Origin of the sequence: Cellulomonas sp. zg-ZUI22 (genome assembly GCF_017353535.1) — a bacterium.
GTDB lineage: Bacteria > Actinomycetota > Actinomycetes > Actinomycetales > Cellulomonadaceae > Cellulomonas > Cellulomonas wangleii.
The window spans coordinates 423,570-445,824 of sequence record NZ_JAFMUZ010000001.1 but is presented as its reverse complement, the minus strand read 5'-3'; the positions used below and the strand labels follow the sequence as shown (position 1 = coordinate 445,824).

General features: G+C 73.7%; 22 protein-coding genes. 10 read left to right on the top strand and 12 right to left on the bottom strand.

Annotated features, from left to right (window positions below):
- Window positions 1–97 precede the first annotated feature (97 nt).
- The 4 genes from J1G43_RS02055 (at window position 98) to ggt (ending at window position 6,331) form a co-directional block, all read left to right on the top strand.
- Window positions 98–964 carry an oxygenase MpaB family protein gene (locus J1G43_RS02055; protein ID WP_207339825.1) on the top strand — a complete coding sequence of 289 codons (867 nt, stop codon included), beginning with the start codon at window positions 98–100 and terminating at the stop codon, window positions 962–964.
- A gap of 297 nt (window positions 965–1,261) precedes the next feature.
- The gene (locus J1G43_RS19535; protein ID WP_307859449.1) at window positions 1,262–2,962 is read left to right on the top strand and encodes a cellulose binding domain-containing protein; all 1,701 of its coding nucleotides are present in this window, start codon (window positions 1,262–1,264) and stop codon (window positions 2,960–2,962) included.
- Window positions 2,963–3,117: 155 nt separating this feature from the next.
- Window positions 3,118–4,323 (top strand): NAD(P)/FAD-dependent oxidoreductase, encoded by a 1,206-nt coding sequence (locus J1G43_RS02045; RefSeq protein ID WP_207377856.1) that lies wholly within the window; start codon window positions 3,118–3,120, stop codon window positions 4,321–4,323.
- 79 nt (window positions 4,324–4,402) lie between these two features.
- Window positions 4,403–6,331, top strand: a complete 1,929-nt coding sequence (gene ggt / locus J1G43_RS02040; protein ID WP_207339827.1) for a gamma-glutamyltransferase — start codon at window positions 4,403–4,405, stop codon at window positions 6,329–6,331.
- Window positions 6,332–6,366: 35 nt separating this feature from the next.
- Here ggt and J1G43_RS02035 read toward each other — a convergent pair whose 3' ends face one another.
- A complete protein-coding gene (locus tag J1G43_RS02035; RefSeq protein ID WP_207339828.1) occupies window positions 6,367–6,963 on the bottom strand; it encodes a hypothetical protein in 597 nt (198 codons plus the stop codon).
- Between the two features lie 314 nt (window positions 6,964–7,277).
- Here J1G43_RS02035 and J1G43_RS02030 point away from each other — a divergent pair, with 314 nt between their 5' ends.
- On the top strand, window positions 7,278–7,544 hold the full coding sequence (locus tag J1G43_RS02030; RefSeq protein ID WP_207339829.1) for a hypothetical protein: 267 nt from the start codon (window positions 7,278–7,280) through the stop codon (window positions 7,542–7,544).
- A gap of 164 nt (window positions 7,545–7,708) precedes the next feature.
- Here the strand turns inward: J1G43_RS02030 and J1G43_RS02025 are convergent, their stop codons facing one another.
- On the bottom strand, window positions 7,709–8,116 hold the full coding sequence (locus tag J1G43_RS02025) for a hypothetical protein (RefSeq protein WP_207339830.1): 408 nt from the start codon (window positions 8,114–8,116) through the stop codon (window positions 7,709–7,711).
- 207 nt (window positions 8,117–8,323) lie between these two features.
- Entirely contained in the window at window positions 8,324–9,076 is a 753-nt protein-coding gene (locus J1G43_RS02020) for an HAD-IIB family hydrolase (RefSeq protein WP_207369777.1), read from the bottom strand.
- 188 nt (window positions 9,077–9,264) lie between these two features.
- On the opposite strand from J1G43_RS02020, the gene J1G43_RS02015 reads away from it, so the two are divergent.
- A complete protein-coding gene (locus J1G43_RS02015; RefSeq protein ID WP_207369776.1) occupies window positions 9,265–9,993 on the top strand; it encodes a peptidase E in 729 nt (242 codons plus the stop codon).
- A 119-nt stretch (window positions 9,994–10,112) separates the two neighbouring features.
- Here the strand turns inward: J1G43_RS02015 and J1G43_RS02010 are convergent, their stop codons facing one another.
- The 7 genes from J1G43_RS02010 to J1G43_RS01980 form a co-directional block, all read right to left on the bottom strand.
- Window positions 10,113–10,781 (bottom strand): YceI family protein, encoded by a 669-nt coding sequence (locus J1G43_RS02010; protein ID WP_207377855.1) that lies wholly within the window; start codon window positions 10,779–10,781, stop codon window positions 10,113–10,115.
- Window positions 10,782–10,816: 35 nt separating this feature from the next.
- A complete protein-coding gene (locus J1G43_RS02005; protein ID WP_207339833.1) occupies window positions 10,817–11,341 on the bottom strand; it encodes an N-acetyltransferase in 525 nt (174 codons plus the stop codon).
- A gap of 154 nt (window positions 11,342–11,495) precedes the next feature.
- The gene (locus J1G43_RS02000; RefSeq protein WP_207377854.1) at window positions 11,496–12,569 is read right to left on the bottom strand and encodes a hypothetical protein; all 1,074 of its coding nucleotides are present in this window, start codon (window positions 12,567–12,569) and stop codon (window positions 11,496–11,498) included.
- 231 nt (window positions 12,570–12,800) lie between these two features.
- Window positions 12,801–13,859, bottom strand: a complete 1,059-nt coding sequence (locus J1G43_RS01995; RefSeq protein ID WP_207377853.1) for a hypothetical protein — start codon at window positions 13,857–13,859, stop codon at window positions 12,801–12,803.
- A 105-nt stretch (window positions 13,860–13,964) separates the two neighbouring features.
- On the bottom strand, window positions 13,965–14,135 hold the full coding sequence (locus J1G43_RS01990; protein WP_207377852.1) for a hypothetical protein: 171 nt from the start codon (window positions 14,133–14,135) through the stop codon (window positions 13,965–13,967).
- A 506-nt stretch (window positions 14,136–14,641) separates the two neighbouring features.
- Window positions 14,642–15,505: an alpha/beta fold hydrolase gene (locus tag J1G43_RS01985; RefSeq protein WP_207369772.1), complete on the bottom strand. Its 864-nt coding sequence runs from the start codon at window positions 15,503–15,505 to the stop codon at window positions 14,642–14,644.
- Window positions 15,502–17,028 (bottom strand): alpha-N-arabinofuranosidase, encoded by a 1,527-nt coding sequence (locus J1G43_RS01980; protein ID WP_207369771.1) that lies wholly within the window; start codon window positions 17,026–17,028, stop codon window positions 15,502–15,504. The genes J1G43_RS01985 and J1G43_RS01980 overlap by 4 nt, the downstream gene beginning before the upstream one ends.
- Before the next feature lie 239 nt (window positions 17,029–17,267).
- Between J1G43_RS01980 and J1G43_RS01975 the strand changes: the two genes are divergently transcribed.
- Window positions 17,268–18,269: a LacI family DNA-binding transcriptional regulator gene (locus tag J1G43_RS01975; protein ID WP_207339941.1), complete on the top strand. Its 1,002-nt coding sequence runs from the start codon at window positions 17,268–17,270 to the stop codon at window positions 18,267–18,269.
- A 49-nt stretch (window positions 18,270–18,318) separates the two neighbouring features.
- Here J1G43_RS01975 and J1G43_RS01970 read toward each other — a convergent pair whose 3' ends face one another.
- A complete protein-coding gene (locus J1G43_RS01970) occupies window positions 18,319–19,968 on the bottom strand; it encodes an FAD-binding protein (protein WP_207377851.1) in 1,650 nt (549 codons plus the stop codon).
- A 53-nt stretch (window positions 19,969–20,021) separates the two neighbouring features.
- Here J1G43_RS01970 and J1G43_RS01965 point away from each other — a divergent pair, with 53 nt between their 5' ends.
- Window positions 20,022–20,573: a TetR/AcrR family transcriptional regulator gene (locus J1G43_RS01965; RefSeq protein ID WP_207339943.1), complete on the top strand. Its 552-nt coding sequence runs from the start codon at window positions 20,022–20,024 to the stop codon at window positions 20,571–20,573.
- 21 nt (window positions 20,574–20,594) lie between these two features.
- Here J1G43_RS01965 and J1G43_RS19530 read toward each other — a convergent pair whose 3' ends face one another.
- On the bottom strand, window positions 20,595–21,050 hold the full coding sequence (locus J1G43_RS19530) for a hypothetical protein (protein WP_207339944.1): 456 nt from the start codon (window positions 21,048–21,050) through the stop codon (window positions 20,595–20,597).
- Between the two features lie 92 nt (window positions 21,051–21,142).
- On the opposite strand from J1G43_RS19530, the gene J1G43_RS19525 reads away from it, so the two are divergent.
- Both J1G43_RS19525 and J1G43_RS01950 read left to right on the top strand, forming a co-directional pair.
- Complete coding sequence (locus tag J1G43_RS19525; RefSeq protein WP_207377850.1) at window positions 21,143–21,814, top strand: class I SAM-dependent methyltransferase; 672 nt, start codon at window positions 21,143–21,145, stop codon at window positions 21,812–21,814.
- A 102-nt stretch (window positions 21,815–21,916) separates the two neighbouring features.
- Window positions 21,917–22,162: a hypothetical protein gene (locus J1G43_RS01950; RefSeq protein ID WP_207339946.1), complete on the top strand. Its 246-nt coding sequence runs from the start codon at window positions 21,917–21,919 to the stop codon at window positions 22,160–22,162.
- Window positions 22,163–22,255 lie beyond the last annotated feature (93 nt).

The window sequence follows — 22,255 nt, the reverse complement described above, 5'->3', positions numbered from 1 at the left end:
TGCAGACGCGGTCGGACGGACCGACCCGGGTGGGCGCGCGAACTCATCGGGTCGGGGTTCCGGTGGCGCGCCACCATCCGGTCCGTACGGTGGGGGCGTGACGCTCGTCGACCCTGTCCGACGCTGGCGCGCCCGCTCCGGCGAGGCGCTGTTCCTGCGCGTCGCCGGGCCCCACGGGCACCGCAGCCGGGAGCGGATCCACCGCCGGCCCGGGCCGCGCTGGTTCGAGCCCGACGCCGCGATCCGCGACGTGCACGGGGACGCCTCGATGTTCGTCGGCGGGCTGCGCTCCCTGCTGCTGCAGTCGCTGCACCCCGCGGCGATGGCCGGGGTCGCCAGCCACTCCGACTTCCGCCAGGACCCGTGGGGGCGGCTGGCCGGGACCAGCACCTTCCTGGCGACCACCGTCTTCGGCACCGCGGACGACGCGCAGGCGGCGGTCGACGCGATCCGCACCATCCACGACCGGGTGCGCGGCGTGACGCCCGACGGCATCGCGTACGCGGCGTCCGACCCGGACCTGCTGCGCTGGGTCCACGTGGCGGAGATCGAGAGCTTCCTGGTCGCGCACACCCGGTACGGGGCGCGCCCGTTGACCCCGGCGCGCGCGGACGAGTACGCGGCGCAGGCGGCCCGGATCGGCCGCGCGCTGGGAGCCGTCGACGTGCCGGAGACGGCGGCCGGCCTGCGCGACGCCATCGAGGGCTACCGGCCGGTGCTCCGCGCGACCCCGGCAGCACTGGACGCCGCACAGTTCCTGCTGCGCGAGCCGCCGGTGCCCCGGACCCTGCGCCCGGGCTACACCGCGCTCGGCGCCGCGGCCGTCGAGTCCCTGCCGGACTGGGCGCGCACCGCGTTGGGGCTGCCGGACCGCGGCCGGGTCGCCCGTGCGGCGGCGCGGGCCTCCGGTCACGTGGCGACCCGGGCCATCAGGTGGCTGCTGGCGGGACAGCCGGAGGGCTGAGGGTCGGCCTGCCGGACGGCGGGCCCGCGGCTGACCGGCGCGCCCGGCTCGACCGCTGACGTCGCCGGCCGCGTCGGGCGGGCCCCATGCCGCGCCGTGCGCACGTGGCGCGCACGTGGTGCCCCTCGTCGTCGAACCGCTTGCGCCACGGGCATAAGGGTTTAGCCGCGTTGACCGGGCATGGAAAACGTTTGCACTGTGGCGCTGTCCCTGGGGAGCAGCGTCGCTCGGGCCGTCGTCCCTCGGCTCCGTCGAGCACGCCAGGCTCCTCTCCGCCCTCACGGAGGGAGAGACCCGGTGAGATCCACGGGCCGCTCGAAGTCCCGCCCCGCCGTCGTCGTCGCCGCGTCGCTCGCGCTGGCTGCGGCGGCGGTCGTCGTCCCCCACGCCCCACCCGCGCAGGCCGCGCCGTACGTCGAGGTGGTCGAGAACGCCGGCGCCGACTGCACGTTCCCCTCGCTCCCGGCCGCGCAGTCGAACGCACGGCTGCCCGACCCGTTCAAGCGGGCCGACGGCACCCGCATCACCAGCAAGGCGGACTGGCGCTGCCAGCGCGAGCAGACGCGACGCCTCGCGGAGCGGTACGTGTACGGCGAGAAGCCGGGCAGGCCGGCCACCGTCTCCGGGAGCGTCACCAGCTCCCGGATCACGGTGAACGTCTCGCACGGCGGCCGCTCGACCAGCTTCTCCGCGAACGTCTCGCTGCCCAGCGGCAACGGCCCGCACCCGGCTGTCGTCGTCTACGGCGGCTTCGGCGCCGACACGGCGACCATCCGCAGCTCCGGGGCGGCGGTCATCAGCTTCGATCCGTACGCCGTCGGCAAGGAGGGCACGGGCCGCGCCACCAAGCAGGGTGCGTTCTACGACATCTACGGCTCGAGCAGCCAGACGGGCCTGCTCATGGCCTGGGCGTGGGGCGTCAGTCGCATCATCGACGTCATCGAGGCGTCCGACGGGACGATCCTGCGGGCCGACGCGACGGGCGTCACCGGGTGCTCGCGCTTCGGCAAGGGCGCCATCGTGGCCGGGGCGTTCGACCAGCGCATCGCGCTGACCATGCCGATCGAGTCCGGGACGGCGGGCGTGCCGATCTTCCGTGGCATCGCCGGTGAGGGCGCCCAGTCGCTGAGCAGCGCGTACGGCGAGCAGCCGTGGTTCGGCGACGCGTTCGGGTCGTACGCCGGCAACCCGAACAACCTGCCGGTCGACACCCACCAGCTCCTCGGCCTGGTCGCGCCGCGCGGGCTGTTCATCATGGACAACCCGCACATCGCCAACCTCGGACCGCGCTCGGCGAGCGTCGCCGCGCTCGGTGCGGCGGAGATCTACCGCGCCCTCGGTGCGGGCGGCAACATCACGTACTGGTCCGACGTCGCCGACGGGTCGCACTGCGCCAACCGGCCGGAGTGGCGCACGCCGTTGCAGCAGAACATCCAGAAGTTCCTGCTCGGCACGGGCTCCTCGCAGGGCCAGATGCGGATCTCGTCACGCGCCCAGGGCAGCCTCGCGCAGTGGGTCGACTGGACGACGCCGACGCTCACGGACGGCCCCGGGTCGACCCCGACGCCCACGCCCACGTCGTCACCGACGCCCACGTCGTCACCGACGCCCACGTCGTCACCCACGCCCACGTCGTCACCGACCCCCACGTCGACACCCGGGCCCACCCAGTCGCCCACGCCCACGTCGTCACCGCCGCCGACGCCCGTGCCCGGCGGCTGCACCGCGACCGTCTCGCTCAACCAGTGGAACGGCGGGTTCGTCGCGACGGTGAGGGTGACGGCAGGGTCGTCGTCCCTCAACGGCTGGACGACCACCGTCGCCCTGCCCGGTGGCGCCGCCGTCAGCAACGCGTGGAGCTCGGTGAGCAGCGGCACGAGCGGCACCGTCCGGTTCACGAACGCACCGTGGAACGGCTCGGTGGGCGCGGGCCAGAGCACCGAGTTCGGCTTCCAGGGCACGGGCTCGGGCCAGGGCCTGACGCTCACCTGCACCTGACAGGGCTGGATCGACCTCTCGCGGGGAGGGGAGGGGTCTTCACCCTCCCCTCCTCCTGCGCCGCGTCGAGCGTCCGCACGGACCCTCGCCGCGCGGTCCGTCCACGGCGGCCCTAGCGTGGCCGCACACCGTCGTCCCGAGGGAAGCGTGCCGCCATGACCCCTCCCCGTCATCGTGTCCTCGTCGTCGGGGGCGGCAACGCCGGGGTCTCGCTCGCGGCCAAGCTGCTGCGCGGCGGCTGCCCGGACGTGGGGCTCGTCGAACCGAGCCCCACCCACCACTACCGGCCGCTGCTGTCGTACGTCGCCGGCGGAGCCGCCACCCTCGACGACCTGCGCCGCCCGCAGGCTGACGTCGTACCGGACGGGGTGCACTGGCACCAGGACAGCGTCGTCGCGGTCGACCCGGACGCGTCGGTGGTGCACCTGGCCGGCGGCGGCGAGCTGGCGTACGGGGACCTCGTCCTGTGCCCGGGGTCGCGGGTCGACTGGGACGCGGTGCCCGGTCTGCGCGTGGCGTGCGCGACGCCGCACGCCTCGACCAGCTACCTGCCGGAGCACGCCCCGCAGGCGTGGGACATGCTGTCGGGGCTGACGTCGGGGCGTGCCGTGTTCGTCGTCTCCGACCGCCACGTGCCGTGCTCGCCGGTGGGCCTCAAGCCCTTGTTCCTGGCGGCGGACCACTGGCGCAGCACCGGGGTGCTGGGCGACGTCACGATCGACCTCGTCGTCGAGGGGTCGCGGCTGGCCGGCACCGCGCGCGCCGACCAGGAGCTGCGCGCCGCCGCCGACGACTACGGGGTGCGGGTGCGCACCGGGACCGTCGCGCAGCGGGTCGACCCCGCGGCGCGCACGGTGCACCTGCGGTCGGCGGACGGCACGGCCGCTCCCGACGGGACCACCCTCGGGTACGACGCGCTGTTCGTCGCCCCGCCGCACCGGGCACCGGGATGGGTCACGACGAGCGGCCTGGCCGCCGAGGGGACGGACGGGTTCGTCGACGTCGACCCGCTGACCCTGCAGCACCGCACCCACCCGCGCGTGTGGGCGCTGGGCGACGTCGCCACGGTCGACACGTCGCCGTCCGGCGGTGCGCTGCGCAAGCAGGTGCCGGTGGTGGCGCACAACATCCCCGCGCACCTGGTCGGCGCCCCGCTGCGGCACTACGACGGGTACACGGTGGCGCCCGTGACGACGTCGCGGCACGAGCTGCTGCTGGCCGAGCACGACCGTGAGGGCCACGCCGAGCCGACCATCCCGTTCCCCGACCTGGTGCGGCCACGCCGGTCGCTGTACCTGTTCGACCGGTACGTCGAGCCGCAGGTGTACTGGCACCGGCTGCTGCGGGGCAAGGTCTCCTGAGCGGGTGGCCCTGAGCGGGTGGCCTGCGGCGTGCGGTGGTAGGCAGGACACCTGACGTCCGCACCACCAGGGGGCCGCCATGCGCACGTCCACGCTCGCTCGTCCGCTCGTCGTCGCCGCCGCGTCGCTGGCGCTGGCCGCGGGGGCGCTGCCCGCGGCCGCGGCGCCGCCGGATCCCGGCTCGACGTCCGAGGGCGCCGTGGCGGACGTGGGTGGCGACGAGGTCGACGGCGACCAGGTGGACGGTGCCCAGGTGGACGGCCGAGGCCGTCCGGGGCGTCCCGGGAAGCCGGGCCCGGGGAAGCCCGGTCCGCACCGCCCGCCCGCCAAGGTCCCGGTCGCCGTGGGCAGCGGCGGCGCGGTCGCCACGGTCGACCCCGACGCGACCCGGGTCGGGCTCGAGGTGCTGCGCCGGGGCGGCAACGCGGTCGACGCCGCCGTGGCCGCGGCCGCGACGCTGGGCGTGACCGAGCCGTACTCGGCCGGCATCGGCGGCGGAGGCTTCCTCGTCGTCCACGACGCCGCGACGGGCACGGTCCAGACCCTCGACGGCCGCGAGACCGCCCCGGCCGCCATGGGCCCCGACGCGTTCGTCGAGAACGGCACCGCGATCCCGTTCGACCAGGCGGTGACGTCCGGCCTGTCCGTCGGGGTGCCGGGGACGCCGGCGACGTGGCAGGCCGCGCTGGACACGTGGGGCACGCTCAGCCTGCGCGACGCGCTGGCCGGTGCCACGCGCGTCGCGGAGAAGGGGTTCGTCGTCGACCGGACGTTCGTCGAGCAGACCGCGGCGAACGCCGACCGGTTCGCCGCCTTCCCGTCGACCGCCGCGCTCTACCTGCCCGGTGGCGCCCCGCCGCGCGTCGGGTCGGTGCTGCGCAACCCCGACCTGGCGCGCACGTACCGGCTGCTCGCACGCGACGGCGTCGACGCGCTGTACACCGGGCCGCTGGCGCAGGAGATCGTCGACACGGTGCAGGCGCCGCCGGTCGCCCCGGGCAGCACGCGCGTCGTGCGGCCGGGGCTGCTGGAGACGTCCGACCTGGCCGCGTACGACGTCGTGCCGCGCGACCCCACGCACGTCACGTACCGCGGGCTCGACGTGTACGGCATGGCACCGCCGTCGTCCGGCGGGTCCACCGTCGGCGAGGCGCTGAACATCCTCGAGACCGTGGACCTCGGCGCCCTCGACGACACCCAGGCGCTGCACCGGTACATCGAGGCGTCGTCGCTCGCGTTCGCCGACCGCAACCGGTACGTGGGCGACCCGGCGTTCGTCGACGTGCCGCTCGAGGAGCTGCTGTCCGACGGCTTCGCCGCCGAGCGCGCCTGCCTGATCGACCCGACGGCGGCCCTGCCCAAGCCGATCGCGCCCGGCGTCCCGGACGGGACCTACGAGGGCTGCGAGGCCGGCACCGACCCCGGCGTCGAGTCGCCCGAGGGCACCTCGACCACGCACCTCACCACGGCCGACCGCTGGGGCAACGTCGTGGCGTACACGCTGACCATCGAGTCCACCGGCGGCAACGGGATCGTCGTGCCCGGGCGCGGCTTCCTGCTGAACAACGAGCTCACGGACTTCAGCTTCACGGACACGCAGGGCGGGTCCGACCCGAACCTGCCCGGCCCGGGCAAGCGCCCGCGGTCGTCCATGGCGCCGACGATCGTCCTGCGGGACGGGCGGCCGTTCCTCGCCCTCGGCTCCCCCGGCGGCGCGACCATCATCACCACGGTGCTGCAGACGCTGGTCAACCGGATCGACCTCGGCATGCCGCTCGACCAGGCCGTGGCCGCGCCGCGTGCGACACCGCGCAACGGGACGTCGATCCAGGCCGAGCCGGGGTTCCCGCGCACCGGCCTGGAGGCGCTGGGCCACACCTTCGCCGACACCCCGGAGATCGGGGCGGCCACCGCGATCGAGGTCCTCGACGGGGGCAGGCTGCTGTCGGTCGCGGAGCCCGTGCGGCGCGGGGGAGGCAGCGCGGGGGTCGTGCGGCCGCAGGGCTGAAGGCGCGGCGTCGTGCGCGTGGGCCGCCGCTGCCCTCACCAGGTCGAGGAGCCGGGCCCGTGGCGCGCCGCGAGCGCCCGGCCACCGAGGACCCCGCCGAGCACCCCGAGCAGCGCCCCGACGGCGGCGCCGAGCGCGGCCGTCAGGCCCGGCGACGGAGGGACGTCCCCCCGCCCGACGGCGATGCTCGCGGTCGTGCCGCCGTCCTCGAGCCCCCACGGGCGGACGTCCACGACGACACGGTCCCGGCGCCCGTGCACCACGCCGCCGTCACCGGGGTCCTCGACGGTCCACCCCTCGTCGCGCAGCGCGTCCGCGACGTCCCACGTCGTGACGACGCTCTCGGACACCGCGTCCCAGTGCAGGGACCCGCGGTCGAACGACGGGGCCCAGCGCCCGGAGATCCCGCGCCCGCCGACGTCCCGGAAGCCGTGGAGCGGCAGGTCGGCGGCTGCGGCGCGCAGCTCGTCGTCGCTCGGCTGCACGACGAACCAGTGCACCACCGCGCCACCGACCCCACCGACGCCCGCGAGCACCAGGGCGAGCAGCACGACGACCGCGCGCGCCCCGCGGCCCATCCAGGGGACGTCCCGCACGGTGTCGCGGCCAGCCCCGCCGTCGATCATGTCCACCCGGCACCTCCGTCGAGCTCGTCGTCACTGCCCCGCTGCACGTCGTCGCCGTCCTCGCTCCCTGGGCTCGCGACGCCCGGAACGCCGCACGCGGACGAGAACACGTGACGTGCTCGCACCGTAGGGATGGCGGACCAGGGTCGGGGCGGCACGGATGAAGTTCACACGCACGGCCCAGGGGCCCCGGTCGTGGCGCCCTCAGCGTCCGGTGGGAGATCGTCCTTGCCGTCCCGGACCCGCGGCGCACACGTCCCGGACCCGCGGTGGGACCTTCTGACCACCGCTGGACCTGTCGGACGGCGCACGGTGGTGGGATGTTTCGTCAGACCCCCCACCTGCGACCCCGCACCGCCCGCCACGACGCCGCGTCCGGCACGCTGACGGTCCGCTTCACGTCCGCCTCGGGGGGCGCCTGGGCCGACTACGAGTACCGCGACGTCCCCGTCCACGTCGCGAACCGGGTCACGACCGCAGGCGTCCGGCTGCGCACGGCGCTGCTCGAGCACGTCGTGGACCGCTACGCGGTGCGCCGCTGCGGGACCCCCCGGTGGGTCGAGCCGGCGACCAACGGCCCGGGCTGACACCTGCCCCCCGACCACGAGCGCGCCGCTCCGTGCGGCCGGTTCGCAGTGGCCCGGGGCGCGGCGCTGTGTCGAGCTCGACGAGCCATAGGACCTCGTCTGTCTCGAGGCGTGGATGCCCTTGCTCCCCTGCCGAAACCCGCCGGCGCAAGCGCTTGGTGCGGTCAGCTGATCGAGACCTGGTCCCAGACGAGCATGTCGACACTCGGCCACTGCGTCGGAGCCTCGTCGGTGAACCACGGATGCTCGACCCCGGAGAGCCGGCCGTCCTCCACCCAGACGTAGATGGTCCCCGTCGGCTCGCCCGACGCATCGACGACGCTGGGGTTCAAGGCGAGTGGGATGAACCCGTCCGACCACGGGACACGCGCTACCGGGTCCGGGACGGAGAAGTAGACCCACGTGCGCGCGTTCTCGGTGACCACCGCACGGGTGATCTGGCGCACCAGCACGTCCCGGTGCTCGCCCGAGCGCTCCGCAACGGCCACGAGGATCCTGCGGACGTCCTCCGGCAGACCCGCGGACGTCACGGCAGCGTCCGGGCCGCCCTCGTTCGATGTGGTGCCGTCCATCAGGTGCCCGTCCACGCTGGTCCGACTCCCGCCACGACGCGGTAGGCGCCTGGCTGTGCACAACGTAGCGCTCGGACGCGGGCGTCCGAGGCGCTTCGTCGACCCACCGGTCGTGCCTCGCGCAGGAGCGGCACCTGGAAAACGTGAAGGGTTGCTGCCGGGTCCCGGCAACAACCCTTCACGACCAGCTGGCCGACGCGGGGTCCGTCAGGCGAACGCCTCCGGCAGCGCCGCGCGGACCTTGGCCGGGGTGTCCTCCCAGCCCTCCACCGCGATGCACGGGACGCCGGTGGAGATGACCGGGTAGTCGTTGCCGCCCTCGTCGAGGCGGTCACCGAAGAACACGGCCTGCGTCGGCTCCAGGCCCAGGCGCGCGAGCAGCCGGTTCACGCCGTACGCCTTGTCGATGCCCTTGCGGGTGATGTCGACGGACGTCGAGCCGCCGGAGCGGACCTCGAGGTCGGGCAGCTGCTCGGCGACGGCCGCACGCAGCTTCTCCTTCTTCGCGCCGTCCGGGTCCCAGGCGGCCTTCGCGTCGACCGGGGCCTCCTGGCCGAGGGCCGAGAACGTCACCTGGCTGCCGCGCAGCTCGATGCGGTCACCCCAGGTGTTCTCCTCCCACAGCCCCAGCTCGCGCGCCGACTTCTCGACGGCGGCGGCGGCGCGGGCGGACTCGTCCTCGGTCAGCGGCTCGCTGTAGACCTCGGTCCACGCGGAGCCGTCGTGCACGAGGTAGCGCGTGCCGCAGGTCGGCAGCACGTGCAGCCGGGAGAGGGCCGCGGCGTCGTCGATCGACGACAGCAGCTGGGCGTCGAACTGCTCGAACCGGCCGCCGGAGATGATGCCGACCTGCGCGACGCGCGTGAGCGCGACGATCATGTCGACGATCTGCGGGTGCACCTTGCTCTTCGACGGCGCGAGGGTGTCGTCCAGGTCGAAGAGCGCGAGCTCGTAGGTCATCGGTCCTCCGTGTGCGGGTGTGCCCACCGACGTGGGCCTGCGCGGGCGGCCACCGCGGGATGACGCGTGGGCGGCCGGGATCGGCGGGGCCCGGTGACCCCGCAACCGGAATACGGTACCCGGTGGGCCGTGGGACCTGGCCGGGAATGCGCGCGACCGCACGGTTCGTCCTGGCCTACCGTCGGCCCATGACGCTGCGACAGGGCACGATCGTGACGATGGGCGGCGGGGGCTTCTCGATGCCCGACGTCGCCGACGCCGGCTCGCTCGACGAGCACCTCCTCGCCCTCGCCCGCGCCGACACCCCCCGCGTGTGCTTCGTCGGCACCGCCGGCGGCGACGCGGCCGCGTACGTCGAGCGGTTCCTCGCCGCCTTCGATGGCCGCGCCCGCACCTCGGTGCTCGCGCTGTTCGGCAACGGCCCCGAGGGGTCGATCCCGCTGAACCGCCTCGACGACGTGCTCGACCAGGACGTCGTGTACGTCGGCGGCGGGTCCACCGCCAACCTGCTGGCGGTGTGGCGGCTGCACGGCCTGCCGGACCTGCTCGCGCAGGCCGCGAGCCGCGGCACCGTCCTGGCCGGCATCTCGGCCGGCATGAACTGCTGGTTCGAGGCGTCGAGCACGGACTCGTTCGGACCCTACGCACCGCTGCGCGACGGCCTCGGCCTGCTGCCGGGGTCCGCGTGCCCGCACTACCGCGGGGAGCCGGGGCGGCGGGAGTCGTACCTCGACTGGGTCGCCTCGGGTCGCCTGCCGGACGGGTACGCCGCCGACGACGGCGTCGCGCTGGTGTGGCGCGACGGCGTCCTCGTGGAGGCCGTCACCGAGCGCGCGGGAGCACAGGCGGTCGGCGTCCGGCGCACGGCGCGGGGTGTCACCGAGGAGCCGCTGCCCACCCGGGTGCTCGGGGCCTGACGCGCTCGGCCCGGCGGCACGCCGTACCGGGAGCCAGGCGTCACCGGGACGGACGAGGTGGCAACCGCCGACGACGCGTCACCCGCCGCGCCGGCCCTCCGACCCCTGCCGGCGCCGCGTCAGTCCGCCGCGAGACGCAGGTCGAACTCGACGAACCCGTCGTCCTCGACCGTCACGAAGCCGAGGCTCGGCGCCTGCACGCCGTAGTCCGCGAACGTGATCGGCACCGACCCCACGACCTGCACGACGTCGCCCGACGCCGCGAGGTCGGCGTCCACCGTGACCTCGCGCGTGACGTCGCGGATCGTCAGGTCACCCGTGAGCTGCGCACTCGTCGCGTCCTGCGGCAGCTCGACCGGCTCGGTCAGCGTGAAGGTCGCCGTGGGATAGCGCACCACCTGGATCGCCTGGTCCCGGAAGTAGCCGTCACGCGGGTGCTGGTCCGTGGCGATGCTCGCCATGTCGACCACGACCTCGGCAGCGGTGAGCGCGCCGTCCGCGACGGTGAGCGTGCCGGTCACCTGGTCGGTGCGCCCGGTCACGGTGACGTCCTGGCCGCGCAGCACCTCCTCGAGGCGGTACCCGGCGAAGGAGCCGTCCGTGACGGTCCACGTGCCGTCCGTCGCCGTGACGGGTGCGCCCTGCACCTGCGCCTCGAGGGTCGGGGCGGCGTCGGCGCGGTCGTTGGCCCAGTCGGCGTACAGCCCGGGCCCGACGACGGCGGCCACGATCCCCAGCACCACCACGCCGGCACCGATCCCGACCCACGTCCTGGTCCGCTGCTGCATCGTCCTGTCCTCCCTCGCCGGGCCGCGACGTGCCCTCACGGGGACGACGGTACGTCGCCCGGGGCCGTCCCCCCGTGCACGGGGCGCTGCATCAGCACCACCGCGAACCCCGGGCGGTCGGTGACGCCGACCGGCTCGAACCCCCAGGACCGGTACACGTCGTCCAGGTGCGGGTTGGACGCGCGGTGGTCGAGCCGCAGCCACGTCGCGCCGGCAGCGCGCGCACGCTCGCCCACCCACTCGACGAGCGCCCGCCCGAGCCCGGTCCCCGCCGCCCGCCGGGCGACCATGAGCCCGTGGACGTAGAGGGCGGGCGCGTCGTCGTCGCCCCAGTACTCGGGGTCCGTGGCGACGACGCGCACGACGCCCCGCAGCCCGTCGTCGTCGCGGACCACCCACCACTGCCCGTCGGCCACCTGCGCCGCGATGCGCTCGGCCGGCACGGACCCGACGGGCCACTGGTCGATGCCGCGGGTGGCCATCCAGTCCTCGAGGGAGCGCCGCAGCGCGTGGATCGCCGTCGCGTCGGCGGCGGTGGCCTGCTGGGGGTGGACGTCCACGGCACCCGACGGTAGTGCGTGGGGCCGGTCCCGCGTGCGCACGAGCGACGTGACCGGCCGGGGCGATTGATACTTCTGCCCGCCACGCCCGCACCGGGAACAGCATCAGTCGCCATGTGCGCCGGTGGGCGACCATCGCGACCGGAGCTCGCCCCTACGGTTCGGGCCAGCCTTCGGAGTCCGAGGCCAAATGACCACCCAGGGACTCCGCGAGCCGGCGCAGACCGTCCTCGATACACGCCCAGGACGCGGCCGCGCCACCACCGGCCGGTTCGACCGACAGTGCACGCAACGCACCGCCGGTCGCGATGGTCTCGACCATGGCGGTCCCGTCAGCGGCGAACAGCTGGGTCCCGTCCTCCAGGAGCTCCCGGGCCTTCACGGGCCGGCCGTCCTCGTGCGTGAGATCGAGCGCGGTCAGGACCGCGGCGACCGTGTCGACGGGCAGGGGCGCGAAGTGCCGCGGGTCGTCCAGGCCCGCAGCCGGTCCCCCGGCCAGCAGCAGCTCGACCCCGACGTCGTCGAACGGTTCCGCGGGCGCCGGGGTGGGTGCGTCGAACAGCACCGCCAGCGGGCTCGACGTCACGATCGCCGGCGGCGTCCGGCCGGCGTAAGCGAGGTAGGGCGCGAGCACCGACGGCTGCGGGTCCTGGTCGCGTCGCCACGACAAGGGAAGGTCCTCGGTGATGTTCTTGCGTAGCGCCAGCGGGTCCCGACCGGCATGGAGCTCGCCCTTCTCGTACCGACGGGCCATGCCGCCCGGAAGGTAGACCACGTGGATCGGTGTGCCGTCGCTGAGCCGGAGGACCGGCTCCTGGTGCTGCGCCATGCGGATGCGGCCCTTCTGCAGCCACAGGTCCCACCGCGACTGAGGGTCGATCCGCCTGACCACCAGTTCGATGTAGTGCGTCAGCCCTTCGCACATGAGGGCGCGACGGCGCGCGAGATCGACGTACTCGGGGAGTGCGTGCGCAACGATTCGCGGCTCGTCCGTGGGCGGCACGTCGGTAGGGACGTCGGGGTAGCCAGCCATGGCGAGCGTGGTGAACCACTCCCACATCGGGACCAGGCTCTCCAGACTCGCATCCATCTGGTCCAGAGGGCCGCCGGTGTCCCGCATTCGCTCGGCCAGCAGGCACAGCCGGTAGGGCGCGCGCGCCTCGATGTGCCGCACGACGTCCCACGCCTGTTCCCTGGTCAGGTCCACGTACAAGAACTTCCCCCACACCTTCGCATTGACGTGAACACGTACGACGTGCCGCCCCCCTGATGTCGCCGGTACTTCTGCCCGCCACGGCCCTATACGCCTGAATGCGAGACACCAGGAAACCGTCGTGGTCTCGTCCCCGACGCAATTCCCAGGGCGCTGCACCCACCTGGCTTCGCCCTGAGATCGGCAGATGGAACAGCATCAGTCGCAATGTACGCCGGTGGTACCCATCGCGACCGGAGCTCGCCCCTACGGTTCGGGCCAGCCTTCGGAGTCCGAGGCCAGATGACCACCCAGGGACTCGGCGAGCCGGCGCAGACCGTCCTCGATACACGCCCAGGACGCGGCCGCGCCACCACCGGCCGGTTCGACCGACAGTGCACGCAACGCACCGCCGGTCGCGATGGTCTCGACCATGGCGGTCCCGTCGGCCGCGAACAACTGGGTCCCGTCCTCCAGGAGCTCCCGGGCCTTCACGGGCCGGCCGTCCTCGTGCGTGACGTCGAGCGCGGTCAGGACCGCGGCGACCGTGTCGACGGGCAGGGGCGCGAAGTGCCGCGGGTCGTCCAGGCCCGCAGCCGGTCCCCCGGCCAGCAGCAGCTCGACCCCGACGTCGTCGAACGGTTCCGCGGGCGCCGGGGTGGGTGCGTCGAACAGCACCGCCAGCGGGCTCGACGTCACGATCGCCGGCGGCGTCTGGTCGGCGTAGGACAGGTAGGGCACGAGCACCGACGGCTGCGGGTCCTGGTGGCGACGCCACGATGAGGGAAGGCCCTCCGCGATGATGTCGCGCAAACGCTGGGGGTCGCGTGCGCCAGGCAACTCTCCCACTTCACACTTGTACGCCATCCCCGTCACTATGCTCGTGAGGTGAATCGGCGTCCCGTTGCTCAGTCGAAATACCGGCTCCTGGTGCTGGGCCATGCGGATGCGGCCCTTCTGCAGCCAGAGGTCCCAACGCGCACCTTGGTCGACCCTCCTGAGCACGAGTTCCACGTAATGCATGAGACCTTCACACAGCAGCGCGCGGCGCCGGGCAAATTCGACGTACTCCGGGAGTACGTGCTCGGCGATGCTTGCCTCGTACAAAGATGGCATATCCGTCGGCACGCCCGGATACCCTGCAATAGCGACCGGGGTGAACCACGCCCACGCCGCGACAAGGCTCTCGAGCGTTGCGTCCATCTCCGCCAAGGGTCCGTCGGTGTCGCGCATCAACTCGGCCAGGAGGCGCAGTCGCGAGGGCGCGTCGGCTTCGATGTGCCGCACGACGTCCCACGCCTGTTCCCTGGTCAGGTCCTCGTACATGCGATCTCCTGCGTCATGCGGTCATGTGAATGTAGAAGGGAATATTGTGGCGATTCAGCGCCTCGAGCACCTCGTGGGAAGGCCCAATCATCCCGGTGGTGCCACTCATGAAGAAATGCCAGACAACTCCGCCGATATCATTACCTTCTCGGCGAAGTCGTACGGCCACCCCTCCGGAGGCTCGGTCGGCTCCTCGAGGCACGCGTACACCTCGAAGGACGGATCCGTCCGGGCGGCGACCCGCACACCGCCGTCGGTGAACGCCTCCTCGATCAATCCCAGGGACGGTGCAGGGACACCTGCGCGGAACGCTGCAGGTTGGTCGGCCGGCAGGGCAGCCGCCGGGGGTACGACGCTCCACCCCATGGCGAGCAGCACAGCGATCGCGGTCGCCCCAGAGGTCCTGCGTGACAGCCATGTCGTCGGTCGGTCACTCTGCACCGTCGCCCCCAGCATCCACACGTCGGAACTCGGTGGACACTCCCCCATCCCGCCCATGCCGCCTAGCCCGGGAGCGTGAGGTGCACCCGTTTGCAGCAGCCTCGATCTGGGCGTGGTCGCGGCTACCACGAGCCCGCGAGACAGACGAGCCACAGAGCACCACGCGACTCGGCTGCCTGACGTGTGCCGCGCGCAGTTCACGCTGACGAACGCTCAGCGACGTGGCGATACGGATCCCCATCCGTGTCGGACCGCGCTCACCGAGGACGCTGAACCCACTCGCGACCGGTCCGAGCTCCCTCGGACGATCCGGGCACGTCGTGGTGCGGCCGACCGCCCCGTCAGCGCAGGTGCTCCGCGAGGAACGCGTCGACCAGCGCGTGGTACGCGTCCGGCTGGTCGCGGCGCACGCAGTGGCCGGCGCCGGGGACGACGACGGTCCGCACGAGCGGGTTGTCGAATCCGTCGGGCCGCGGCGCCATCGTGGCCTCCTCCGGCAGGACGAGCAGCGTCGGCACACGCAGGGCGCCGAACGCCTCCTCCCACGCCGCGTCGCCCAGGAACAGCCCGGCACGCAGGTACTCCTGGTCGACGTCCGCGCGGGTGGCCGCCCAGGCCTCGATCTCGGTGTCGCTCCACGGCGTCTCGCGGCGCATGCGGGCGATCTCGGCACCGCGGTCGTCGATGACGACCTGCGTCTGGCCGAGCAGCATCGCCGAGAACTGCGGCTCCGGTGCCCGCGCGCCCGTCGGGCGGGCCGGGTCCTCGACGACGAGCGCGCGGACCTTCTCGGGGCGCACGAGCGCCGCCCGCAGGGCCGTCACGCCGCCGAGCGAGTGCCCGACGAGCGCGACCGGCCCGGGCAGCGCGTCGAGCAACGCGACGACGTCCGCGACCAGCACCTCCGGCGCGTACGCCATCTGCGCGGGCGTGAACCGCGGCGACGTGCCGTGCCCGCGCAGGTCGGGTGCGTGGACGTCGTACCGGTCGCCCCAGTGCGTCAGCAGGTCCGGCCACGTGGTGCCCGAGTCGGTGACGCCGTGCAGCAGCACGACCGTCGGGGCGTCGGGGTCACCGGAGCGGTGGTCCGTCAGCCCGTCGGTCGGCACGGCCTCGGCCGGCAGCTCGGTGATCGCGCCCGGTGTCCCGGGCGGCGCCCAGCTCGTCCACGTCGTCCCGTTCACGCCCAGCCCCTGCCCGCTCACGCGCCCAGCTCCAGCCGGACGGTGGTGTACGAGCGCGCCGGCAGGTCGACCTCGAGCCCGCGGGGGTGGCGCCGGACGCCGTCGTGCGCGACGGGCGCGACGGCGTCCGGCTGCTCGGGCGTGTTGTGCGCCTGGATCGACGGCGCGGTCAGCACGCGGGCCGAGAACTCCACGACCTCACGGCCGCGCAGGTCCAGCACGAGGGTCGTCGGGGTGTCGGCGTCGAGGTTCGACAGGGAGATCAGCGCCGTGTCGTCCGTGGTGGACGCGGACATCGACAGCAGCGGCAGCGCCTTGCCCTCGACGTCCCGCGTGGGCACCTCGCCCTTGACGTTCACCGCGAGCGCGGACGCGTCGTGGTGGCCGGTGTTCATCTCGAACACGTGGTAGCTGGGCGTGAGGACCAGCGCACCGGTCGTCGGGTCCGTGAGGATCATCGCCTGCAGCACGTTGACCGTCTGCGCGATGTTCGCCATGGAGATGCGGTGCGCGTAGCGGTGGAACGTGTCGAAGTGCAGGCTCGCGACCAGGGCGTCGCGCAGCGTGTTCTGCTGGTACAGGAACCCCGGGTTGGTGCCCTCCTCGACGTTCCACCACGTGCCCCACTCGTCGACGACGAGGCCGATGCGGTGCTCGGGGTCGTACGCGTCCATGACGTTGGAGTGCCCGCGGACGAGCTCCTCGATCTTGTGGGCGCGGCGCATGGTGACGTACCAGTCGTCGGTGTCGAAGGCCGTCGCGTGGCCCTTGTCGCTCCAGTCGCCGGACATCGTGTAGTAGTGCATCGAGATGCCCTGGAAGAACCCGCGCGGGTCGCAGCCGCAGCCCAGCTTCTGCGAGACCTTCATGAGGGTCTCGGTCCACGCGTAGTCGTCGGCGTTGGCGCCGGCGGCGATCTTGTAGACGCTGTTGCCGCCGTGGTTGCGCACGTAGGTGGCGTACTGGCGGGCCAGGTCGGCGTAGTGCTGGGCGGTCATGTTGCCGCCGCAGCCCCACGGCTCGTTGCCGATGCCGAAGAACGGCAGCGCCCACGGCTCGTCGCGGCCGTTGGCCCGGCGCAGGGCCGCCATCGGGGAGTCGTCGGCCCGCGTGAGGTACTCGACCCACTCGCTCATCTCGCGGACCGTGCCGGAGCCGACGTTGCCGTTGACGTAGGGCTCGGCGCCGAGCATCTCGCACAGGTCCATGAACTCGTGGGTGCCGAAGGAGTTGTCCTCGACGACGTCGCCCCAGTGGGAGTTGACCATGCGGGGTCGCTCGTCGCGCGGGCCGATGCCGTCGCGCCAGTGGTAGTCGTCGGCGAAGCAGCCGCCGGGCCAGCGCAGGTTGGGGATGCGCAGCGCGCGCAGCGCCTCGACGACGTCGGTGCGGATGCCTCGGACGTTCGGGATGTCGGAGTCCTCACCGACCCAGAAGCCGCCGTAGATGCAGCGTCCCAGGTGCTCGGCGAAGTGCCCGTAGACGTGGCGGCTGATCGTCGGCCCGGGTAGGTCGAGGTCGATGACGGCAGTCAGGGAAGACACGAAGGTCCCTTCGAGGTCGGTGCCGGGCGTCGGCTCTGACGCACCGGGAGTCGCGTGGCCGGCGTGCGCACAGACCTCCGGACGGGCGACGGGGTCCGGCTGCCGGGGCGGAGGGAGCCTCGTCGTCGAGTCCTCGGGTTTATCGTTACACGCGGCGCAACCCGACCTTCGGGTACACGATCACAAAAGTCAAGCGCATCGGGTCCCGCGCGACGGCCCACACTCCGTAGGGTGGCGACATGCCCACACTGAAGGACGTCGCCAAGGCGTCCGGTGTCTCCGTGATGACGGTGTCGAACGTGGTGAACGGCCGCCCGCGCGTCAGCGAGGCCACCCGCCGCCGCGTCCTGGCGGCGGTCGACGAGCTGGGCTACCAGGTGAACCTGACGGCCCGCAGCCTGCGGGCCGGCCGCAGCGGCACCATCGCGCTGTCCATCCCCCGCGCCGACCACCCCTACTTCGCCGAGCTCGCGGCCGCCGTGACCGACGCCCTGCGGCCCGCCGGCCGGCACCTGGTGATCGAGCAGACCGGAGCCAGCCGCGAGGGGGAGCTGAGCGCGCTCTCACAGGCGCGGCTGCAGATGTACGACGGGGTCCTGCTGTCCGTCGTCGGCATGCACGACGACGAGGTGGCCCGCCTGCAGAGCGACATGCCCCTCGTGCTGCTCGGCGAGAAGCGGATGCCCGACCACCTCGACCAGGTGATGCTCGGCAACTTCGACGGCGCCCACCTGGCCACGGCGCACCTCATCGCCCGCGGTGCGCGGCACATCGCCATCGCCGGCGGCACGCGCGACCCGGCCGAGACCGGCATGGTCGGCATGCGCACGGCCGGGTGGCGCGCCGCGCACGTCGAGGCCGGGCTCGTCCCCGACGAGCGCCTCGTCCTGCCGCCCCTGCACTTCGAGATGTCCGAGAGCCGCGAGCAGATCCGCACCGCCGTGGCCGAGGGCCTGCCGATCGACGGCGTCTTCGCCGTCACCGACCAGGTGGCGATCGGCGTCATGGCCGGGCTGCACGACTGCGGCCTGCGCATCCCCGACGACGTGCAGGTGGTCGGCTTCGACAACCTCGCCGTCAGTGCGCACCTCACGCCGGGCCTCACGACGGTGGACCCCCGCACGGACCTGGTGGTCGAGGAGTCGCTGCGCCTGCTCGACCGGCGCCTGTCCGGTGACGACGTCCAGGTCGAGCACCTGGTCATGCCGGTGCGGCTCGTGGTGCGCGGCACCACGCGCTGAGCCCGGCCGGTGCTGCCTGCCCCGGCCGGGCTCTGCGCGGACCGACCTGTCAGGCGCGGGCGGCGGCCATGTGGCGGGCGCCGCGCAGGCCGAACACGACCGCCGGTCCGATCGTCGACCCGGGCCCGGGGTACGTGCGGCCCATGACCGAGGCCGAGCAGTTGCCCGCGGCGTACAGGCCCTCGATGACGCTGCCGTCCGCGCGCAGGGCGCGGGCGTGGGCGTCGGTCAGCACGCCACCCTTGGTGCCCAGGTCGCCGACCACGACGCGGTACGCCACGAAGGGGCCCTTCTCGATCGGGCCGAGGTTCGGGTTGGGGTGCACCAGCGGGTCGCCGTAGTACCGGTCGTACGCGGAGTTGCCGCGCCCGAACTCGCCGTCGACGCCGGTGCGCGCGAACCCGTTGAACCGCTCGATCGTCGCGCGGAACGTCTCGGGGTCCACGCCCATCGCGTCGGCCAGGCCCGCGAGCGTGGGCGCCTTGACCGTGATACCGGCTTGCGCCCACGCCTTCTTCTGGCGGGGGTCCATCGCGAACATGCGCAGGTAGCGCCGGCCGTGGCGGGCGTCGAAGACGAGCCAGTAGGCGCCGTCCTTGTCGTGCTCGAGCATGTGGTGCCCGAGGTCGACGTAGGACTCGGACTCGTTGGCGAACCGCGCGCCCTTCGCGTCGACCATCAGCGAGAACGGCATGGACCGCTCGCCGACGATGAACGAGGCGGGCTCACCGTCGACCGTCGCGATGGAGGCCCCCCACCACGCGTCGTCCATGAGGTCGAGCGCCGCGCCGGCACGGGCCGCGACCTCGATCGGGTGCCCGACGTTGCCGGGGTTGCCCGACGGCGCACCGTCGATCCCGTGGTGCATGCGCCGCCACTCGACGTTGGCCTCGAAGCCGCCCGAGGCCAGCATGACGCCGCGGGTGGCGCGGATGCGCTCCGTGCGGCCGTCGCGGGTCACGGTGATCCCGGTGACCCGGCCGTCGTCGACGATCAGGTCGTCCATGGGCGTCTCGAGCCACATCGGCGCCCGCCCGTCGATCACGACGGCCTTGCAGAAGGCGGTCGCGAGCGCGTTGCCGATGCCGACGAGCCGCTTGCCGGTGACGACGCCGCCGAGGGCACGGAACACGAGCTGCGCGCCGCGGACGAACCCGCTGGGGGTGGACCAGGCGCGACCGAGCAGCCACACGTCGTCGGTCTTGGCGGGCAGCGGCACCGCCGAGCGCAGCGAGCCCCACCACGGCCCGAGCTTGCGGGAGTCGTGCGGCTCGATCTCGATGGCGCGCCCGATCTTGCCGCCCGGCCGCTCGGGGTAGTAGTCGGGGTAGTCGGCCGCGCGGGCGAACACCATGCCGTGCTTCTCGGCGGTGACGACGAAGTCCTCGACGCCGTCGACGAACGCCTCCTTGCGGGCGCGGTCGGTGGCCGGGCCGGCGTCGCCGACGGTGGCCTCGAGGTAGGTCAGCGCCTCCTCGCGGGAGTCGCCGACGCGGTCGCGGCGCATCAGCGGGTTGTCGGGCATCCACATCCCGCCGCCCGACATCGCCGTGCTGCCGCCCCACTTGTCGGTGCTCTCGACCAGCAGGACGCTCAGTCCCTCGTCGATCGCGCCCATCGCGGTGGCGAAGCCGGCGGCGCCGGTGCCCACCACGACGACGTCGTAGGTGTGGTCATAGGTCTGTTCGCGGTCGGACACGTGCCCTCGCTCCTGTAAACCGGACAACGTTGTCCGGATGGTTGAATGCCACTATGCCCAGAACCACGGGTCGCGTCAATCGAGGCCCCGCGGCCGCCGCGGGCAACCGGCGCGCGATCCTCGCCGCCGCCCGCCGCCTCTTCGCCGAACGCGGCTACCACGTGCCGCTCAGCGCGATCGCGCAGGAGGCCGGCACGGGCCAGGGCGTGCTCTACCGGCACTTCCCCACCCGCCTCGACCTCGCCCGCGCGGTCTTCGAGACGCACTTCGAGGAGCTGACGGCCATCGCCCAGGACGAGGCGCCCGACGCGTTCGTCCGCCTGTGGTCACGCCTGCTCGACCTGGTGGTCGAGGAGTCGGCGTTCGTCGAGATGGTCGTCGACGCCCGGCGCTCGATGCCCGACTACGACGGCGGCCACCAGCTGCGCCTGCTGGTCGAGGCGACCCTGTCGCGCGCGCAGCGGGCCGGGCTCGTCCCCGCGACCACCACCACCGCGGACGTCCTGCTGGCGGTGCGGATGGCCTACGGGATCGTCGCCACCAGCGAGGGCGGCGAGGACCTGCGCGCACTGGTGGACGGCGTGCTGCCGATCACCCCCGCCTGAGCGACGACGGTCGCCCCGCGGTCAGGCGCAGTAGTCGCAGACGCCGGTCGAGGGCAGCGTCATCGAGCACGTCGGGCAGACCGGGGCGACGCGCTCCGGCTCCGACGCCCGGCGCGGCTTGGCGGGGGCGGGGGCCGTGGTCGTCCGGCGGGCGCGGGGTGCGGCGGCCGCCCGGACCGCACGCGCGGTCGACGCACCGGCGGGCTCGGTCACCTCGAAGCCCCGCTTGCGCAGGATCGCACCGGCCACCGGCAGGCTGCCGGCCAGGTCGTCCGACGTGGCCAGACGGCCCGTCGCGTAGCGGTGGGCGACGCCGACCACGGCCGGCAGGTCGTACACGCGGCCCTCGTGCTGGATCGTCCACGCGGGGTTCGGGGCGAACCCGTAGACCGCGAGGAAGTCCTCGGCCCCCCGGCGGTCGTACTCCTCGATCGCCTGGAGGACGTGCTGACGCGCAAGGGAGGAGAAGGTGGCCACGGCACGAGCCTACGTCGCGCCGCGACGGGCACCGCCGGGACGGGCACCGCCGTGACCTTGACACCGGTCGGCCGCGGTCCGACGTTGGGCGGGTGACCGCCTGCCGCCACCCGGTGTTCGCGCGCGTCTACGCCCGCGCGTCGCCGACGCTCGACGCCCAGGGGGTCGCCGCGCACCGGCGCCGGATCCTGGCGGGGCTGCACGGGCAGGTCGTCGAGGTGGGGGCGGGCGACGGCGCGAGCTTCCCGCACTACCCCGACGCCGTCACCTCGGTCGTCGCCGTGGAGCCCGAGCCGTACCTGCGGGGACGGGCCGAGCGACGGGTCACGGACGCCTCCGTCCCGGTGCGGGTGCTCGACGCGGTCGCCGAGCGGCTGCCGTTCGCGGACGCGTCGGCGGACGTGGTGGTCGCCTCGCTCGTGCTCTGCTCGGTCGGGGACCCGCCCGCAGCGCTGCGCGAGGCGTTCCGGGTGCTGCGACCGGGTGGCGAGCTGCGGTTCTACGAGCACGTGGCCGCGCAGACCCCGACGCTGCGGCGCGTGCAGCGCGTCGTGGACGCCACGCTGTGGCCGCTGTTCAGCGGCGGCTGCCACACCGGCCGCGACACGGTCGCCGCGATCACGGCGGCCGGGTTCGTCATCCACGACCTCGAGCGGTTCATGTTCCCGCCGGGTCGCACGCAGCCCGCGTCGCCGCACGTGCTGGGACGGGCCACCCGCCCGGCGGTCCCGGCCCCCGTGGGGTCCGGGCACCGGGGCGACTAGCTGTCCTGCCGGCCGCCGGTCGACCTGCGGTTCACCACCGTCTACAACCTGCCCGGCACGAGCGTCGTCGTCGGCCTGCTGCCCGCGAGCGAGGCGGACTGCGTGCGCCTGCTGGCGGCCCGCGCACTGCTCGACGAGATCGTCCCGTCCGGCCCCTTCACACCCCACGTCACGCTCGCGTACTACCGCCCGGCCGCCGCCTCGCCGGTGGACCCGCGGCACCTCGCGCGGACGCTGGACCGCCTCACGGAGCGTGTCGCCGGGCGGCTGGTCACCCTCGCGCCGGAACGGCTGCGGTCCACGCACTTCTCGACCATGGCGACCTACTGGGACGTCGGCCCCGCCTGACGCGGCCCTCGCTGCTCACGGGCGCCGGACGCCCTGTCCGGTGCCCGCCGACGGCGGACACGGGCTCGGGCCGGGCAGCAGGCCGAACCGATC

Excerpts from the sequence above, each read along its gene's own strand:
- J1G43_RS02030 (WP_207339829.1), top strand. The coding sequence starts at position 7,278 with ATGTTTCGTCAGACCCCCCACCTGCGACCCCGCACCGCCCGCCACGAC.
- J1G43_RS02010 (WP_207377855.1), bottom strand. The coding sequence starts at position 10,781 with ATGCAGCAGCGGACCAGGACGTGGGTCGGGATCGGTGCCGGCGTGGTG.
- J1G43_RS01975 (WP_207339941.1), top strand. The coding sequence starts at position 17,268 with ATGCCCACACTGAAGGACGTCGCCAAGGCGTCCGGTGTCTCCGTGATG.
- J1G43_RS01995 (WP_207377853.1), bottom strand. The coding sequence starts at position 13,859 with ATGTACGAGGACCTGACCAGGGAACAGGCGTGGGACGTCGTGCGGCAC.
- J1G43_RS01965 (WP_207339943.1), top strand. The coding sequence starts at position 20,022 with ATGCCCAGAACCACGGGTCGCGTCAATCGAGGCCCCGCGGCCGCCGCG.
- J1G43_RS02020 (WP_207369777.1), bottom strand. The coding sequence starts at position 9,076 with ATGACCTACGAGCTCGCGCTCTTCGACCTGGACGACACCCTCGCGCCG.
- J1G43_RS02025 (WP_207339830.1), bottom strand. The coding sequence starts at position 8,116 with ATGGACGGCACCACATCGAACGAGGGCGGCCCGGACGCTGCCGTGACG.
- J1G43_RS02045 (WP_207377856.1), top strand. The coding sequence starts at position 3,118 with ATGACCCCTCCCCGTCATCGTGTCCTCGTCGTCGGGGGCGGCAACGCC.
- ggt (WP_207339827.1), top strand. The coding sequence starts at position 4,403 with ATGCGCACGTCCACGCTCGCTCGTCCGCTCGTCGTCGCCGCCGCGTCG.
- J1G43_RS02015 (WP_207369776.1), top strand. The coding sequence starts at position 9,265 with ATGACGCTGCGACAGGGCACGATCGTGACGATGGGCGGCGGGGGCTTC.